The sequence below is a fragment of the Sphingomonas bacterium genome, from assembly GCF_903644135.1.
Taxonomy (GTDB): Bacteria; Pseudomonadota; Alphaproteobacteria; order Sphingomonadales; family Sphingomonadaceae; genus Sphingomonas.
Genome location: NZ_CAHJXA010000024.1, coordinates 1 through 16507, shown reverse-complemented (window position 1 = coordinate 16507; position 16507 = coordinate 1). Strand labels below are relative to the sequence as shown.

Genomic DNA, 16507 nt, shown 5'->3' with positions numbered 1-16507 from the left:
GGGGTGGCGCTGCCTGCCTCCCTGTCGGGAACGGTCCGCTGCGACGGCGCGGCTTTGCTGGTGCCGCTGACCAGCACCGGCGGCGGTGAGGCGGTGACGCTGCGGGTCACGGGCGACGGGCTCTACCATGCCGACTTCACGCTGCAACCGCCTGATCCGGCCACGGCGCAGCGGCTGCAGGCCGCGGGGTTCGTCGAGGCGGCGGGGGGCTGGCGGCTGTCGGTGCAGGGCAGGCTGTGAAGCGGTTTGCCGAAGCGCCAGCCTTGACGCGCGAGTGCCCCGCCCGCTAGAGGCGCGGCCTTCGCGGCGACCGTAGTTCAATTGGTTAGAGCGTCGGCTTGTGATGCCGGAAGTTGCGGGTTCAAGTCCCGTCGGTCGCCCCATCCACCTCACGAGAACCTATCATGGCCGCTTGGGGCTTGCCCGACTTCGACGACCATGAGGGCGTCCACCTGTTCACCGATCGCGCCTCCGGGTTGCGGGCGATCATCGCGGTCCACTCGACCGCGCTCGGCCCGGCGGCCGGCGGCGTGCGCTTCTGGCATTATGCGGGCAGCGACGGCGCGATCACCGACGCGCTGCGGCTGTCGCGTGGGATGAGCTACAAGAACGCGATGGCGGGCCTCGATCTCGGCGGCGGCAAGGGCGTGATCCTCGCCGATGCGCCCGGCGCGACGGTCAGCGACGCGCAGCTCGCCGCATTTGGCCGCGCGATCGAGTCGCTCGGCGGCCGCTACGTCACCGCCGAGGATGTCGGCATGTCGGAAGCGCGGATGAAGGTGATCGCCGGCCAGACCCACCACGTCTCCGGCTTGCCGGTCGCAAGCGGTGCGGCGGGCGGGGATCCGGGGCCCTACACCGCGCGCGGCGTCTATCTGGGCGTGCGCGCGGCGGCCAAGCGCGGGCTCGGTAGCGACGACATGGCGGGGGTGCGGGTCGCCATCCAGGGCGTCGGCTCGGTCGGTGGCGGTCTTGCCCGGCTGCTCGCGGCCGACGGCGCGGTGCTGACCCTGGCCGATGTCGATGCCGCGCGCGCCCAAGCGCTGGCGAGCGAGATCGGCGCGGCGGTGGTGGCGGCAGACGCGATCCTGGCGGTCGAGGCGGATATCGTCAGCCCCAACGCGCTCGGCGCGGTCCTCGATGAGGCGAGCATCGCCGCGCTCAAGGCCAGGGTGGTGGCCGGCGGGGCCAACAACCAGCTCGCCACCGCGGAAGATGGCCGCCGGGTGCACGAGGCCGGCATCACCTATGCGCCCGACTATGTCATCAACGCCGGCGGGATCATCAATGTCGGCCTGGAATATCTGGGTCAGGGCGACGAGGCCGAGGTAATGGCGCGCATCGACCGCATCCCGCACCGCCTCCACCAGATCTGGGACGAGAGCGAGCGCAACGACGCGCCGGCGGCGGCGGTCGCCGACCGGATCGCGCAGCAACTGATCGGGCGCAACTGATCGGGCGGGCCTGATCGCCTAGCGCGCCGCCTCCAGCCCGGGCAGCGCGTTGGCGGTCGGCAGGTAGCGCGGCGGCACCCGCGCGTGCGACCGCTGCTCATAGGCATAGCCCGCCCCCAGCACCGTCGCCTCGCCGAACTTGGTCGCGATGAACGACAGCCCGACCGGCAGCCCGCGTACCAGCCCCATCGGCACGGTCAGGTTGGGATAGCCCGCCACCGCCGGCAGCTCGCTCGACGAGGGGCCGCCATATTGGTCGCCATAGACGGTGTCGGAGTACCAGGCGGGGCCATAGCTCGGCTCGACCAGCACGGTCGCATTCGCGGCCTTGAGCATCGCGTCGATCCCCTCCGCCCCCGCCAGCCGCAAGGAAGTGGCGCGCGCGGCCTTGTAGGCGGGGTCGTCGAGGCCCTTGGTGGTGTCGGCCGCCTCGAACGTTTCCTGCGCGAAGAACGGCATCTCGGCGGTGGCATGGCCCGAGTCGAACGCGATCAGGTCGGTCAGGGTGCGCGCGCGCACCGCCGGTGGGGTGGTGGCGAGATAGGCGTTGAGGTCCGCCTTCAGCTCGGTGTGGAGCACGACCTGTTCCGCCGCGCCCAGTCCCTTGCGATCGGTCGCCTTGACCTCGACCAGCACCGCGCCGGCCTCCTTCAGCACCGCGAGCGCCTGGCCGAACGCGGCCGACAGGTCGAGGCTCATGCCTTCGGGGGTAAGCACCGCGACCCGCACCCCCGCCAGCGCGCCCGGCGACAGGCTGGTGACATAATCATGCGCCTGCGTCCCCGCAGTCGCCGGGTCCTCCGGGTCGGCGGCGACCATCGCCGACAGCATCGCCGCGACGTCGCGCACGCTGCGCGCCATCGGCCCGGGCGTGTCCTGCGAATGGCTGATCGGCACGACGCGGGTACGGCTGACGAGGCCGATCGACGGCTTCAGCCCGACCAGACCGTTGAGCGAGGACGGGCACACCACCGAACCGTCGGTCTCCGTTCCCACCGCCGCGCCGGCGAAGCTCGCCGCCACCGCCGCGCCCGACCCCGACGACGAACCACAGGCGGTGCGGTCGAGCGCATAGGGGTTCCTGACCAGCCCGCCGATTGCGCTCCAGCCGCTCATCGAGTGGGTCGAGCGGATGTTCGCCCATTCGCTGAGATTGGTCTTGCCCAGGATCACCGCCCCGGCCGCGCGCAGCCGCGCCACCACCGGCGCGTCGCGGCGGGTGACATTGTCCTTGAGCGCCAGGCTGCCCGCGGTGGTCGCGATCGGGTCCAGCGTCTCGATATTGTCCTTGATCAGCACCGGCACGCCGTGGAGCGGGCCGCGCAGGTGGCCGGCCCGGCGCTCGGCATCCAGCACCTTGGCCTCGGCGAGCGCGTCGGGGTTGATCGCGATCACCGCGCGCAGCGCCGGTCCGCGGCGGTCCATCGCCGCGATGCGGGCGAGATAGGCGCGGGTGATCGCGACGCTCGACGCCTTGCCGCTCGTCATCATCGTCTGCAGGTCGGCGATCGACGCCTCCTCCACCTTCACGGGCGCGGCAAGCGCAGGGAGCGGAGCGGCGGCGAGCAGCAGCGCGGCTAGGAACGGACGCATGATGATTTCCCCTGAACGATAGCCCCCACAGCGTAACGCCGATCCCGCCGGCGGCAAGCTGCACCCTTCGGCGGCACGCCGCGTTGATGATCCATGTTGGCTGTTATCAAGATCACCGGCGCGGTGCTGCTGTTCCTCGTCATCGTGCTGTTGCTGGCGATCACGATCGTGCCGCGCTTCCTTGACCGCATCTATTATCGCGGCCCGGTCAGCGACCATTTCGACGGCGAGCGCTTCTTCAACCCCGATGGCGACCAGGACACGTTCCAGATGCCCGGCGGCGGCAGCCGCGCCGGCTTCATCTTCCGCTACCTGACCGGGCGCGACGGCCGGCCGCCCTGGCCGGACCATGTCGACGTGGCGCAGGCGAAGCCGCCGGCGCGCGTCGAGGGCGAGCGGATGCTCGTCACATGGGTGGGCCATGCCAGCGTGCTGGTGCAGACGCAGGGGCTCAACATCCTCACCGACCCGCAGTGGAGCGACAAGACCGGCCCGTTCCCGCCGCCGTTCAGCCTGGGGCCGCGCCGCGTCGCCGCGCCGGGGGTGGCGTTCGCCGACCTGCCGCCGATCGACCTGGTGCTGCTCAGCCACGACCATTGGGACCATCTCGACGGGCCGACGCTGACCCGGCTGTGGCGGCGCGACCGGCCGCATATCGTCACCAGCCTGGGCAACGACACCGTCATCAAGCGCGCGAGCGGGGCCGAGGCGACCGCGGTCGACTGGGGCCAGCATGTGCCGATCCGCCCCGGCATCGACGTGATCGTCACCCGCGCGCACCATTGGGGCACCCGCTGGTCGAGCGACCGCAACCGCGCACTCTGGTCGGGTTTCGTCGTCACCTTGCCGAGCGGCGGCAACCTGTTCTTCGCCGGCGACACCGGCTTTGGCGACGGCCGCTGGCCGGCCGAGGCGGCGGCGCATGGCCCGATCCGCCTGGCGCTGCTGCCGATCGGCGCGTTCCGCTTCGTGCCCGGCCAGATGGCGCTCGGCAGCCATATGGGCCCGGTCGACGCGGTCGAGGTCCATCGCCGCCTCGGCGCGGCGCGCTCGATCCCGGTGCACTGGGGCACGTTCCGGCTGAGCTTCGAGCAGTACGACACCCCGCCCCGGCTGCTGGCGGCGGCGATGGCCTGCACCGGCCAGACGGGCTTCGCGCCGGTGCCGATCGGCGTGCCGACCGAGATCGCGCCCTATGCCGCGCCCGCGCCGGTGACGCCGGTCAGCCGCGACGCGCTGTTGAAGTGCCTCGACACGCCCGCCGTCAGGGCGATGGAATAAAGGCGCTACTCAGCAGGGGCCGACATAATGGCCGCTGCTGTGCGACTTGGTGGTCATGGCGCGCGGGCCGGTCATCGTGCCGCTGCTGGTTAGGTCGAGCGTCGTCGCGGTGTAGGTGCCGCTGGCCGTGGAGGTCATCGTCCCCGACGGCATCTCGCACGCCATCGTCGCGTTGAACTTGCCGCCGGTGGCGTTGAACTCCGTGTAGTGGCACTTGCCGTTGCTGTTCTCCATCATCGCGCGCGGGCCGTTCGCCGCCTGTTCGGGGGTGATGCACTGCGACACGGTGGTGGCGTGGCCGATCATCCGCTTGGTCAGGAAGGCGGGCATACCGGGCATCGACGCCTCGTCGATGGTGGCGGTGGTCTCCCACTTGCCAGGCTTGACCGGCAAGGTCGGCCCGGCGGCGATCAGCAGCAGCACCGGCGCGGCGAATACGATTCCTCTCATGACAACCCCCGTTGCACGTTCCCGCTTCGTTGCGGCAACCGCTCAACCATCCCATATTGATCGGCAATGACAATCCAGATTCGCACCAGCCTCGCCGAGCCCGATACCGGCGACAGCTTCGTACCGCACCGCCCGCAGCGGCCGGCGAAGGTCGAGGGCGGCAAGGCGTTCACGCTGGTCAGCGAGTACACACCCTCGGGCGACCAGCCGGGCGCGATCGAGGAGCTGGTCGCCGCCGCGCGCGAGGGCGACAAGGACCAGGTGCTGCTCGGCGTGACCGGCTCGGGCAAGACCTTCACCATGGCCAAGGTCATCGAGGCGCTGCAGCGCCCGGCGCTGATCCTCGCCCCCAACAAGATCCTCGCCGCGCAGCTCTATGGCGAGTTCAAGTCGTTCTTCCCCGACAACGCGGTCGAATATTTCGTCAGCTATTACGATTACTACCAGCCTGAAGCCTACGTCCCCCGCTCCGACACCTATATCGAAAAGGAAAGCTCGGTGAACGAGGCGATCGACCGGATGCGCCATTCGGCCACCCGCTCGCTGCTGGAGCGCGACGACGTCATCATCGTCGCCTCGGTGTCGTGCCTGTACGGCATCGGCTCGGTCGAGACCTATTCGGCGATGATCTTCGACCTCAAGAAGGGCGCCACCGTCGACCAGCGCGAGATCGTCCGCAAGCTGGTCGCGCTGCAGTACAAGCGCAACGACGCCGCCTTTCAGCGCGGCAATTTTCGGGTGAAGGGCGACACGCTGGAGCTGTTCCCGTCGCACTACGAGGATAGCGCCTGGCGGATCAGCTTCTTCGGCGACGAGATCGAGGATATCGTCGAGTTCGACCCTCTGACCGGCAAGAAGGTCGCGAGCCTCAACAGCATCCGCGTCTATGCCAACAGCCACTATGTCACGCCCGGCCCGACACTGAAACAGGCGTCGGAGGCGATCAAGCACGAGCTGTCGGAACGGCTCAAGGAGCTGGAGATCGAGGGCAAGCTGCTCGAGAAGCAACGCCTCGAACAGCGCACCCAGTTCGACCTGGAGATGATCGCCGCCACCGGATCGTGCAACGGCATCGAGAATTACAGCCGCTTCCTCACCGGCCGCCTGCCCGGCGAGCCGCCGCCGACGCTGTTCGAATATTTGCCCGAAAACTCGCTCCTGTTCGTCGACGAGAGCCACCAGACGGTGCCGCAGATCGGCGCGATGGCGCGGGGCGACCACCGGCGCAAGATCACGCTGGCCGAATACGGCTTCCGCCTGCCGTCGTGCATCGACAACCGCCCGCTACGCTTCAACGAATGGGACGCGATGCGCCCGCAGACGGTCAGCGTCTCGGCGACGCCGGGCCATTGGGAGATGGAGCAGACCGGTGGCGTCTTCGCCGAACAGGTGATCCGCCCCACTGGCCTGATCGACCCGCCGATCGAGATCAAGCCGGTCGAGGAGCAGGTCCAGGACCTGATCGTCGAGGCTAGGCTGACCGCCGAGCGTGGCTATCGCACCCTCGTCACCACGCTGACCAAGCGGATGGCGGAGGACCTGACCGAATATATGCACGAGGCGGGCATTAAGGTCCGCTACATGCACAGCGACGTCGAGACGCTGGAGCGTATCGAGCTGATCCGCGACCTGCGGCTCGGCGTGTACGACGTGCTGATCGGCATCAACCTGCTACGCGAGGGGCTCGACATCCCCGAATGCGGGCTGGTCGCGATCCTCGATGCCGACAAGGAGGGTTTCCTGCGCTCGGAGACGTCGCTGATCCAGACCATCGGCCGCGCCGCGCGCAACGTCGACGGCCGCGTCATCCTCTACGCCGACCGCATCACCGGCAGCATGGAGCGGGCGATGAACGAGACCGGCCGCCGCCGCGAGAAACAGGAGGAATACAACGCGCTCCACGGCATCACCCCGACCACCATCCGCCGCAACATCGGCGACATCATTGCCCATGTCGCCAGCAAGGATCAGGTGACGGTCGAGATCGACGAGGACCGTCCGCACATGGTCGGCCACAACCTGCGCGCCTATATCGAAGACCTGGAGAAGCAGATGCGCAAGGCCGCGTCGGACTTGGAGTTCGAGACCGCCGGCCGCCTGCGCGATGAGATCCGCCAGCTGGAGAATGACGAGCTCGGCCTCCCGGTCGACCAGCAGAAACTGCCGGTGATGGGGCGCAGCAACGAGGGCAAGCCGGGCACCCGCAAGACGCGCTACGGCCGCGAGAGCAAGATGCGCGCCGGAATGCCGGGAAGCGGCCGGCGGTCGCGTTGAGCGTTACCCCGCCGCCAGATCCTGGCTCGGCGTCTCGTAATAGCGCGCGACGCGGTCGGCATAGGCCTGATCGAAGGTCGGTGCGTTGTTGGCCCAGCTCGGCCCGCCTTCCAGCATCCTCTTGTCGACGGTGACGACATACAGGTCGCGCACGGCGTCATATTGCAGCAGCGAGAAGGGCAGGGGGTAGTAGCTCTTGCCCATGCCGAGAAAGCCGCCGAGCGACAGCACCGCATAGGTGGTTCGCCCCGACCCCTTGTGGACCATTACCGCATGGACGGTGCCGACATTGGCCCCGTCGCGGCTCTCGACCTTGAGCGTGTCGGTGATGGTGCTGGAGGCGAGGAGTTGGCTGGGTTCGGCGGTCATCGGACATGCTCCCTCTTTGCGGCTCAACCGGTGGCCGGGCGACCCGGTTCCCGCCCCTCTGGTCGCGGCCCGCTTGAGCCGCTGTCACCAAGCGAACCGATCCGGATCGAGGACGTGATCTAGCCGGGCGATGCCGTCGCGGTCAGGCCGATGGCCAGCGATCCGCTTGCGATAGGCGGTGAGCCGGTTATGGCTTGGTGACGATATCACGCGGGACTGCGAGGCCGATCATGGCGACCCAGCACAAGGCGGTCACGCGTCGGACGCAGGCGGAGCGTCGGCAGGAGACCCAGGCGGCGATCCTGACGGCGGCGCTGCAATCGCTGGTCGAGGAGGGCTATGCCGGGTTCAGTGCGATTGGCGTCGCCGCCCGCGCCGGGGTGTCGCGCGGCGCGCAGGAGCATTACTACCCCAAGAAGATCGACCTGGTCACGGCGGCGACCGCCCACGCGCTGGACGAGGCGATCGCCCATGCCCGGGCGACCTCGTCGACGATCGGCTCGCCGGAAACCGCGATCGACGAGTTCCTGGCCGAGTCGGAGGCGTTCTTCTTCGCGCCCGCATTCACCGCGCTGATGGAGATCGTCATCGTCGCGCGCTCGGACAAGGCGCTTGCGAAGATCGTCTACCCGGTCCTCGCCAGTTCGCGGCGCGAGCTCGACCGCATCTGGCTCGATGCGCTGGTCCATGCCGGCTATGCCAGAGCCGACGCCGAGCAGTTCATCGAGCTGTCCCAGTATCTGCTGCGCGGCATCTTCTTCGTGAACACCTGGCTGCCCTACCATGTGCAGCGCACCGCGACGCTCGAAGCCTGGCGCAAGCTCGCCCCCCTAGTCCTGCGGCCGTCCAGGCCGGCGTAGCAGGCGCTTTGGTCGCGTAACTCTGCCGCACCGCACAAACAAGCAGCACACCTTGTTAGTTGCACTCACTGTCCGGATGGCCTAGACCTCCTCGCACAGGGGCGACCGTCCACCGACGGCACCGCCGCCTGTTTAAGCTGAATCGACGACCGAAACGGCGTCGGTCGCGGGGGCGCTGCCATCGCGGGTTGCTGCGGGAGGATGGATTTGAAAAGCCTACAGGATCTGGTCGACTCGAAGGAAAACCTCGTCGAGTATTTCTACAACGACACGATCTCACCGTTTCACGCCTCGCGCACCGGCCTGTTCGCGACCAAGAACCTGATCGCCCCGGAGTATAGCAACTGGCGAGAAGAACAGCGTGCCTGGCGGGAGACCGCCGTGTTGTTCAACCAGTCGCATCACATGCCGGTGCTCTACGTCAGAGGTCCGGATGCGCGGCGGATGCTCGAGTATCTGTCGCCCTGTTCGTTCGCGAACCTGTCAACCGAGCGGGCCAAGCAGTATTTCGCCTGCACGCCGCGCGGCCATCACGTCGGTGATTGCGTCGTCTATTACCATGGCGAGAGCGAAGGCTTTGAGCTGATCAGCGGGATGCCAATCCTCAATTGGGTTCGCTTCCACGGCGAGTCCGGCGACTATGACGTGGCGATGGAGTTCGATCCGACCACGCCGTTCAACCCGACTGGCAAGCGCACCAAATACCGTTTCCAGGTCGAGGGGCCCAACGCCCGCACGATCCTAGACGAGGCGTGCGATGGCGGCTTCCCCGAGCTCAAGTTCTTCCGCGTCACCAACGTGACCATGCGTGGCCACAAGGTGCAGGTGTTGCGCCACGGCATGGCCGGCCACGCCGGCGCGGAGCTGTCCGGGCCTTATGACGAACTGGATGCGGTCCGCGACCTGCTGGTCGGCATCGGCGAGAAATACGGGCTGCGTCAGGCCGGTTCGCGCACCTATTTCAGCACGGCGGCGGAGGACGGCTGGGTGCCCTATCCGCTGCCCGGCATCTATACCGGCGAGGAGCTGCGCGCTTATCGCGAGTGGCTGCCGGCCGATAGCTGGGAGGGCAACGCGCAGCTCGCGGGCAGCCTCTACTCCGACAATATCGAGGATTATTACTGGACGCCGTCTGGGCTCGGCTATGACAAGCTGGTCAAATTCGACCACGATTTCATCGGCCGCGAGGCGCTGGAGGCGGCGGCGGGCAAGCCGCGGCGGGTCAAGCGCGCGCTGCAGTGGAACCGCGAGGACGTGCTCAAGATCTACGAGACGCAGCTGACGCCCGGGCCGCTCTACAAGGCGATCGATCAGCCGACGTCCTATTTCGGCTGGCCGCAGGCCGATGAGGTGCGCTCGCAGGACGGCACGCTGATCGGCATGTCGCAGTTCGCCGGCTACAACATCAACGAGCGCGACATGCTGTCGCTGTGCTGCATCGACGAGGACCATGCCGACCTCGGCCGCGAAGTCGTCATTACCTGGGGCGAGATCAACGGCGGTTCGCGCAAGCCGCATGTCGAGCGCCACGAGCAGACGACGATCCGCGCGATCGTCTCGCCGACGCCGTATTCCAAGTCGGCGCAGGAGCACCTCAAGGCGTCGATCTGATGAGCCGCGCCGCACACGATGGGGAAGAAGCCATGCTACGCATCGTCAAAATCCTGCTGATCCTCAGCGTCGCGGCCTATTGCCTGCTCAGCGTGGCGGACAACATCGTCGACTGGCGGCACGTCATGGGCTCGATCGGCGGCGTTACCTCGATGGCGACCGTCGATGGCGGGGCGGGCTGGTGGCAGGCGACCAAAAGCCCGGTGGTGATCGCCCTCGGCTGGTTCGGCATCGTCGTGTTCAAGATCCTCGGCGGCGTCGGCTGCGCGGCCGGCGGATGGCGCATGTGGGCGGCGCGCCGGGCGGACGCCGCGACCTTTGCGCAGGCCAAGTCGCTGGCGCTCGCCGGCTGCGGTGTCGCGGTGCTGGGCGTCTATCTGGGCTGGACGGTCATCGGCGAGCAGGTGTTCGAGATGTGGCGGTCGCACATCTTCGCGCAGGCGGCGAACACCGCGTTCCGCTATGGCGGGTCGATCGCGCTGATCGCCGTCTTCGTCGGCATGCGCGAGGACTGACCATACCCGCTCGCGACGTCGAGCGAGGCGGCCGGGCCAGCCTCCTCGCTGAAAGCGCTGCTCAGAACTTGGCCGAAGCGCGAACGCCATAGGTGCGCGGCGCGGTGCTGCCGGCCGCCAGGAACAGCGCGGTGGGGTTGGTCGTCGAGTAGAGCTCGACGCGGTTGTCCTCGATGTTGCGGATGTAGCCGGCCACCGCCCAGCGCTCGTTGGCGGGGCCGAACTGGACCTGCGCGTTGGTCGTGTAGTTCGCCCTGATCGTCTGCTGGGGAAGATAGGCGAAGCCGATGTTGCGACGGCTCTTATATTGGCTGTCGACGCCGAGGACGAGCTGATAGTCGCCCAGCTTGAGTGTCTGCTGCCCGGCGACGTTCACTGTCCAATGCGGCGAATTATAGGAATCGAAGCCAGCGCAATCGACCAGATAGGGCGATGCGTTGGCGGCAGTATAGGTCACCGCGCAGCCGGTCAGCGGCGGCTGACCCGGACCGGCCAGATAGGCGAAGCGTTCCTGGCGGGTGTGCAGATACTGCACGTCGGTGCTGACCAGTGTTGTCGGCGTCGCCAGCAGTCGGCCCTCGACCTCGACGCCCTTGATCTTGGACTGGCCGACATTCTGCACATAGCTGGCGCTGCGACCGCTGAGGTCGAGGCCGTTATGCGCGATCTGCTGATTGGTGTAGTTCCAGATGAACCCTTCCAGGTTCAGCTGCAGGCGGTTGTTGAGGAAGCGGTTCTTGAGGCCGACCGTGTAGGCGGTGATGTATTCGGGATCGTAGCTCTCGAAGCCGACCGCGGGCGAGAAACCACCCGACCGATAACCCGACTCGACGCTGGCGTAGAGCAGCGACCGCGGAGCTAGATCGAACTCGGCCGCCCCGCGATAGGTGATGCGGTTGTTGCTCTTGACGTTGTTGAAAGTCGTCAGGCTGCGGATGACGACGTAGTTCGGGCCGCCCGGTCCGGTGAAGACCGGGATCGGCGCACCGCCCGCCGCGGGCACCCGGAACGGCAAGGTCGAGGGATCGGTGAACAGCGGCACCGACGGTGCGAGCGGGCAGTTGGGCGCGCCGAACGCGTTGACCGCGACGCAGCTCACGACGATGCTGGTCGAGGCATAGTTGAAGGTCTTGTCGTCCTTGGTGTAGCGCAGGCCTCCGACCAGCCGCAGCTTGTTCGTGATGTTGGCGGTGATCCGGCCGAACGCCGCGTAGGAGTCGGTCTTGTACTTGGCCTGCGAATAGCTGCCCAGGTTGATCAACGTCAGCGACGGCCGGGGCTGGTCATTCTCGCCATAGTAATAAAGCCCGAGCTGGTAATCGAACAGGCTGATGCGCTTGCCCGCAAACCGCGCCTCGACGCCGTACTGCTCGTCGGTCTCGGTATTCGCATAAGCGAACGACCCGGCCGTCGAGAGATAGTTCAGCTTCGCATAGCGCCATTGCGGCACTACCGTCAGCGTTCCCGCGCTCATCTTCAGCGCGATCTCGGCGTTCACCCCGACAAAGTCGTTATGCTGGAACGGAGCGACCTGCAGCGCGTCGACCTTGCGTCCGTATGCGCCCAGCGTGACCGTCTGGCGATACGCCTGCGACGCGGGCGACAGGATGCCCTCCGCATCCGACAGACCCGATGGTATGAAGGTGTAATAGTTCGAGCCGGGCACCGCCGTTGCCGACAGCGGCACCGCCGGGTTGCGCGCATAGACGCCGTAATAGTTGACGCTGTTGCCGAGGCCGCCGTCATGCGCATAATCGCCCGCCACGCGCACGGTCAGGTCCGGCGTCAGCTCGGCCTTCATCTGGACGCGAAAGGCATATTCCTTCTGGTCGAACGTGCCGTCGCGGAAATAGCCGTCGTGGTTGGCGGTGTTGGCCGACACGCGCACCGCGCCATGTTCGCCGAGCGGCAGGTTTATCGCGCCCTCCGCGTTGATCGTGTTGTAATTGCCATAGGAGACGGTTGCGAAGCCCGACAGCTCGCCGATCTTGGGCTGCACCGGCAGCACGTTGATCGCGCCGCCGGTGGCGTTGCGCCCATAGAGGATGCCCTGCGGCCCCTTCAGCACCTCGACGCGCTGCAGGTCGTAGAACACGCCGGTGGTCGAGGTTGGCCGGCCGATATAGACGCCGTCATAGTTGAACGCGACCGCGCCGTCGCTGGCCGCCGTTGTCGAGAAGTTGCCGACGCCGCGCACGAAGATCAAATTGCCGCTGCTGGTCGGCTCGATCGACAGCGCCGGCGCAAGTTCGTTCAGCCGGTCGACTTGGGTGATGCCGGCGCTGGTCAGCGTCGACCCGTCGATGACGCTCAGCGGCACCGCGGCGCGCTGCGAGTTCTCCGCTTGGCGCTGCGCGGTGACGATGATGTCGCCCAGGCCGCTTTGAGCGGAGGCGGCCTGCTCGCCATGATCGGTCGGCGTCGCGATCGGCGCGGCCTGGCCGGTGGAGGCGGGCGCAGCGGTCTGCGCACCGGCCGCAGTCGCGGCGAGGAACGAGGCGGCCGAGACCGACATCAGCAACGAAGCACGCATCTTCTATCCTCCCCTTGTTCGGCCTCGATGGCGGGCCGTTTGCTGTTCGACGTGAGCGTCGATCGTCAGAATTTGTAGCGGAACGCCGCGCCATAGGTTCGCGGCGCGACATCGTAGACCACGGAGACGACGGTGGCGGTCGCGCTGGCGGCGGTGATCACCCGCGCGTCGAACAGGTTCTTGCCGAACAGCGTCACGCTGAAGTGATCGCCCGGCAACGTCACCTTCAACGACGTACTGAGGTTCACATAGCTCGGCTGGCGGATGTAATTGTCCGGCTCCAGAAAGTAGTCGCCCTGATAGGCTCCGGTGACGTTGAAGTGCATCGTCGCACCCGCCACCGGCCGGTCATAATCGAGCGCGAGGTTGGCGCTGAACTTCTGCGACGAGGGCAGCCGGTTGCCCGCCGCGTTGAACGACGTGATCGTCGCGCCGCCGGTCGCCTTGGGCGTCGCCAGCTGTGCGCCCGGATAGTCGGTATATTGCGCGTGCAGGACCGCCAGCGCACCGGAAATCTGCAGGTCGTGGGTGATCAGCGCCTGCAGGTCGACGTCAAGGCCATAGGTCTCCGCCTTGGCGGCGTTGCTGACCGTCGAGATGTTGTTGACGACCTGCGACACCTGGATGTTGGAATAGTCGTAGTAGAAGAACGCGCCGTTCAGGCGCAGGCGCCGGTCGAACAACTGCGTCTTGAGGCCGGCCTCATAGGCCCTGAGCGACTCGGGCAGATAGGGCGCGGAGGTCGGTGCCAGCAAATTATAGCCGCCGCTCTTGAAGCCGGTGTTGAACGACAGATAGCCAAGGATGGCCGATCCGAACTCATGGTCCAGCGCGACCCGGAAGCTCGGTTTCCTCACCGTCTGGGTCTGCGCGACCAACGGTCCCGGCACGTTGGGGAAGAAGATCACGCCCGTGGTCTGCACGCCGACAAAGTCGCGCCGCTCCCAGGTATAGCGCGCGCCCAACGTCAGGCTGGTGCCCTCGACCGGCGTCAGCGTCCCCTCGGCGAAGCCCGCCAGCGACTCGGTCGACTGCTGACCATCGCGCCGGATGAACAGTGCAGGCAACGGCGTGACCGGCGGCCGCATCGTCAGCACCGACGGGTCCGACCGCTCGTGGTTGCTGAAATAATAGCCGCCGACCACCCATTTGAACACGCCGGCGGTCGGCGAGGCGAGCTGCAGCTCCTGGGTGACGGCGCGGTTGGGCTGGTTGCCCGAGACCGTAAACGCCGGAGCGGCGGTCAGGTCGTTGTCGAACAGCAGCGTCGAATAGGAGTTCTGGTAGGAGGTGATCGACCTGAAGTCGTAGCGACCGATCTGCTGATCGATCGTGGCGCTGGCCAGATAGCCCTTGTTTCTGAGGAAGCCGTCGGTGTCGCCGTAATGGTCGTATTCGGTCTGCACCGGCCCCGACACGCCGCGATAGGCGAGGGTGGTTCCGGCATAGGGGATCTTGGCGATGCCGACATAGTTCTGGTCGTAATATTCGCCGATCAGCGTGATCTTGGTGTCCGGGCCAGGCTTGAACACGACCTTGCCGCGCAGGCTGACGTCGCGGTCCAGCCGGTGGGTGTAGTTGCCGGTCGTGTAATCCTTGCCCCAGCCGATGAACTGCTTGCCATATTGGCCGGAGAAGCTCGCGGCGAGGCCGTCGGCCAACCCGCCGGCGACATAGATGTCGCCGCGCGCCGTCTCGTAATTGTCGATGCTGCCGCCAGTCTCGGCATGCAATTCCTGCGAGGGATCGCGGGTCGTGATCTGGATGACGCCAGCGGTCGAATTGCGACCGAACAACGTGCCCTGCGGCCCCTTGAGCACCGCCAGTTGGGCGATATCGTTGAGGTCGCGCAGGCCGGCGCGCGAATAGGGGATGTAGACGCCGTCGACGTAGAGCGAGGCGGGCGACTCGGTGTTGCTCGAATTGGTGCCGATGCCGCGGATGTAGGGCAGGAACGAGGTGTTGTTGATCCGCACGTTGACGCCGGCGGCGACGGTACCGATCTCGGCGGTGCTGCCGACGCTCTTGTCGGTCAGCGCCGCGCCGTCGACCGCGGTGATCGAGATGGGAACGCGCTGCAGGTTCTCCGACCGCTTCTGCGCGGTGACGATGATGTCCTGCAGCCCGCCCTGATCGACGGCGGTCTGGCTGGCGCTGTCGCCGGGCGCGGTCGTGTCGCGCGCCTTGTCGCTGGTGCCGGTCGCGGCCGGCGGCGGCGAGGCTTGCGACCAGACCGGCGTCGCCAGCACGAGGCAGATCACCGAGGCACCAGCACCGAATCGATTCAACATCACAAACCTCTCCCCATTCGACGATCCGCGTCTTGCGCGCGGATTTCGTTGCAGCGCCGACGGCGCCTCGCGACACGGTGGCACCCCTTTGTGGGACGCCTTTCCGCTTCATCAGGAGCGACGCCTAAGCCATTTCTCGACGGCGTGCAACTAACAAGGTGCCCTCCTTGTTTGTTGTGCAGTGCAATGTCGTGCGGTGCGAGCAGGACAAGAAACCACAAAGCTCACCGCACCGCACAAAAACAAGGAGATAACCTTGTTAGTTGCGCTCGGTCATGCAATGGCTTAACGCGGTATCAGGCTGATGTCCGGCGGCTAGACTTGCCAGATCGGATGTCAAAGCTGGCATGGATGAGGCGACGATGAGAGGGAAAGGCGTTCTGACATTCCCGCGACTCCGGCTGGTGTCGATGCTGTCGGCGGCGCTGTTGGGCGTCGGGATCGGGACGGCCCATGCCGACGAGCCGCCGGCGGCGAAGCGCTATCAGCTCAACGGCGACGCCAGGTCGCCCGATCTGTCGGGGCTGTGGTCGGGGTCGTATCTCACCGCACCCGGCCTCAGGGCGCAGACGCCTATCCCCGAGCGCAAATATACCCGCTGGGCACCGTTCCCGCTCCCGCTGACGCCGGATTACCAGAAGAAGGTCGACGCGCGCGCCGCCGCCGCCAAGACCGGCCGCGTGATCGGCGACGCTGGGGTGCGCTGCCTGCCGAGCGGGATGCCATGGAAGATCGTGGTCAACCCCGGCCTGCCGATCGAGGTCATCCAGACGCCGGGGCAGGTCAGCTTCTGGGGCGGACTGCGGCCCGTCGTCATCTATACCGACGGCCGGCCGCATCCGGCGGACCTGACGCCGACCTATGACGGTCATTCGATCGGCTGGTGGGTCGGCGACACGTTGCACGTCGATACGGTCGGGCTGATCGCCAGCACCGCGATCGACGCGGCGTATAACCCGCACAGCGCGGCGCTGCACCTCGTCTGGACGCTCCAACGCGTCGCGCCCGACCGGCTTCACCTCAATCTGACCGTCTACGATCCCGAGGCGCTCAAGGAGCCGTTGTCGACGACGGTCGTCTATGAGCTGCTGACCGAGCGGCGGATGGACCTGATCGACGACGCGTCATGCTTCGAGAACAACCGCAATCTGCCGGATGAGAACAATGCCAGTGGCTTCAAGCGTTTCTAGGGCGGGCACCCTGGCCGGCGCGACGCTCGCCGCCGTCGGCCTGTTGACGGCGTGGTCCGGCGCGCCTGCGCAGACGCCGCCGCCCG

At 67.0% G+C, this 16507-nt stretch carries 12 protein-coding genes, 1 tRNA gene and 1 pseudogene; 9 read left to right on the top strand and 5 right to left on the bottom strand.

Annotated features, from left to right (window positions below):
• The 3 genes and pseudogenes from HUU96_RS02790 to HUU96_RS02780 form a co-directional block, all read left to right on the top strand.
• Positions 1–240: pseudogene (locus HUU96_RS02790) on the top strand (type II secretion system protein N); the annotation flags it as partial.
• A 66-nt stretch (positions 241–306) separates the two neighbouring features.
• Positions 307–383 (top strand) — tRNA-His (locus tag HUU96_RS02785).
• A gap of 21 nt (positions 384–404) precedes the next feature.
• Complete coding sequence (locus HUU96_RS02780; protein WP_174291341.1) at positions 405–1454, top strand: Glu/Leu/Phe/Val family dehydrogenase; 1050 nt, start codon at positions 405–407, stop codon at positions 1452–1454.
• 18 nt (positions 1455–1472) lie between these two features.
• On the opposite strand, the gene HUU96_RS02775 is transcribed toward HUU96_RS02780, so the two are convergent.
• A complete protein-coding gene (locus HUU96_RS02775; RefSeq protein WP_174291340.1) occupies positions 1473–3047 on the bottom strand; it encodes an amidase in 1575 nt (524 codons plus the stop codon).
• 93 nt (positions 3048–3140) lie between these two features.
• Here HUU96_RS02775 and HUU96_RS02770 point away from each other — a divergent pair, with 93 nt between their 5' ends.
• Complete coding sequence (locus tag HUU96_RS02770) at positions 3141–4328, top strand: MBL fold metallo-hydrolase (RefSeq protein ID WP_174291339.1); 1188 nt, start codon at positions 3141–3143, stop codon at positions 4326–4328.
• A gap of 9 nt (positions 4329–4337) precedes the next feature.
• On the opposite strand, the gene HUU96_RS02765 is transcribed toward HUU96_RS02770, so the two are convergent.
• Positions 4338–4778: a DUF3617 domain-containing protein gene (locus tag HUU96_RS02765; protein WP_174291338.1), complete on the bottom strand. Its 441-nt coding sequence runs from the start codon at positions 4776–4778 to the stop codon at positions 4338–4340.
• A gap of 66 nt (positions 4779–4844) precedes the next feature.
• On the opposite strand from HUU96_RS02765, the gene uvrB reads away from it, so the two are divergent.
• Positions 4845–7052 carry an excinuclease ABC subunit UvrB gene (gene uvrB / locus HUU96_RS02760; RefSeq protein WP_174291337.1) on the top strand — a complete coding sequence of 736 codons (2208 nt, stop codon included), beginning with the start codon at positions 4845–4847 and terminating at the stop codon, positions 7050–7052.
• A gap of 3 nt (positions 7053–7055) precedes the next feature.
• On the opposite strand, the gene HUU96_RS02755 is transcribed toward uvrB, so the two are convergent.
• A complete protein-coding gene (locus HUU96_RS02755; RefSeq protein WP_174291336.1) occupies positions 7056–7421 on the bottom strand; it encodes a PRC-barrel domain-containing protein in 366 nt (121 codons plus the stop codon).
• 230 nt (positions 7422–7651) lie between these two features.
• On the opposite strand from HUU96_RS02755, the gene HUU96_RS02750 reads away from it, so the two are divergent.
• From HUU96_RS02750 to HUU96_RS02740, 3 genes are all read left to right on the top strand, one after another.
• Positions 7652–8281 (top strand): TetR/AcrR family transcriptional regulator, encoded by a 630-nt coding sequence (locus HUU96_RS02750; RefSeq protein ID WP_174291335.1) that lies wholly within the window; start codon positions 7652–7654, stop codon positions 8279–8281.
• A 207-nt stretch (positions 8282–8488) separates the two neighbouring features.
• Entirely contained in the window at positions 8489–9892 is a 1404-nt protein-coding gene (locus HUU96_RS02745; RefSeq protein WP_217430250.1) for an aminomethyl transferase family protein, read from the top strand.
• Complete coding sequence (locus HUU96_RS02740) at positions 9892–10407, top strand: DUF2165 family protein (protein ID WP_174291333.1); 516 nt, start codon at positions 9892–9894, stop codon at positions 10405–10407. The genes HUU96_RS02745 and HUU96_RS02740 overlap by 1 nt, the downstream gene beginning before the upstream one ends.
• 61 nt (positions 10408–10468) lie before the next feature.
• On the opposite strand, the gene HUU96_RS02735 is transcribed toward HUU96_RS02740, so the two are convergent.
• Positions 10469–12940 (bottom strand): TonB-dependent receptor, encoded by a 2472-nt coding sequence (locus HUU96_RS02735; RefSeq protein ID WP_174291332.1) that lies wholly within the window; start codon positions 12938–12940, stop codon positions 10469–10471.
• A 65-nt stretch (positions 12941–13005) separates the two neighbouring features.
• On the bottom strand, positions 13006–15231 hold the full coding sequence (locus tag HUU96_RS02730) for a TonB-dependent receptor (RefSeq protein WP_174291331.1): 2226 nt from the start codon (positions 15229–15231) through the stop codon (positions 13006–13008).
• A 362-nt stretch (positions 15232–15593) separates the two neighbouring features.
• Here HUU96_RS02730 and HUU96_RS02725 point away from each other — a divergent pair, with 362 nt between their 5' ends.
• The gene (locus tag HUU96_RS02725; RefSeq protein WP_174291330.1) at positions 15594–16421 is read left to right on the top strand and encodes a hypothetical protein; all 828 of its coding nucleotides are present in this window, start codon (positions 15594–15596) and stop codon (positions 16419–16421) included.
• Positions 16422–16507 lie beyond the last annotated feature (86 nt).

Bases quoted from the DNA above. Each gene is read 5' to 3' on its own strand.
- HUU96_RS02780 (WP_174291341.1), top strand. From the start codon at position 405: ATGGCCGCTTGGGGCTTGCCCGACTTCGACGACCATGAGGGCGTCCAC.
- HUU96_RS02775 (WP_174291340.1), bottom strand. From the start codon at position 3,047: ATGCGTCCGTTCCTAGCCGCGCTGCTGCTCGCCGCCGCTCCGCTCCCT.
- HUU96_RS02770 (WP_174291339.1), top strand. From the start codon at position 3,141: ATGTTGGCTGTTATCAAGATCACCGGCGCGGTGCTGCTGTTCCTCGTC.
- HUU96_RS02765 (WP_174291338.1), bottom strand. From the start codon at position 4,778: ATGAGAGGAATCGTATTCGCCGCGCCGGTGCTGCTGCTGATCGCCGCC.
- uvrB (WP_174291337.1), top strand. From the start codon at position 4,845: ATGACAATCCAGATTCGCACCAGCCTCGCCGAGCCCGATACCGGCGAC.
- HUU96_RS02755 (WP_174291336.1), bottom strand. From the start codon at position 7,421: ATGACCGCCGAACCCAGCCAACTCCTCGCCTCCAGCACCATCACCGAC.
- HUU96_RS02750 (WP_174291335.1), top strand. From the start codon at position 7,652: ATGGCGACCCAGCACAAGGCGGTCACGCGTCGGACGCAGGCGGAGCGT.
- HUU96_RS02740 (WP_174291333.1), top strand. From the start codon at position 9,892: ATGAGCCGCGCCGCACACGATGGGGAAGAAGCCATGCTACGCATCGTC.
- HUU96_RS02735 (WP_174291332.1), bottom strand. From the start codon at position 12,940: ATGCGTGCTTCGTTGCTGATGTCGGTCTCGGCCGCCTCGTTCCTCGCC.
- HUU96_RS02730 (WP_174291331.1), bottom strand. From the start codon at position 15,231: ATGTTGAATCGATTCGGTGCTGGTGCCTCGGTGATCTGCCTCGTGCTG.
- HUU96_RS02725 (WP_174291330.1), top strand. From the start codon at position 15,594: ATGAGAGGGAAAGGCGTTCTGACATTCCCGCGACTCCGGCTGGTGTCG.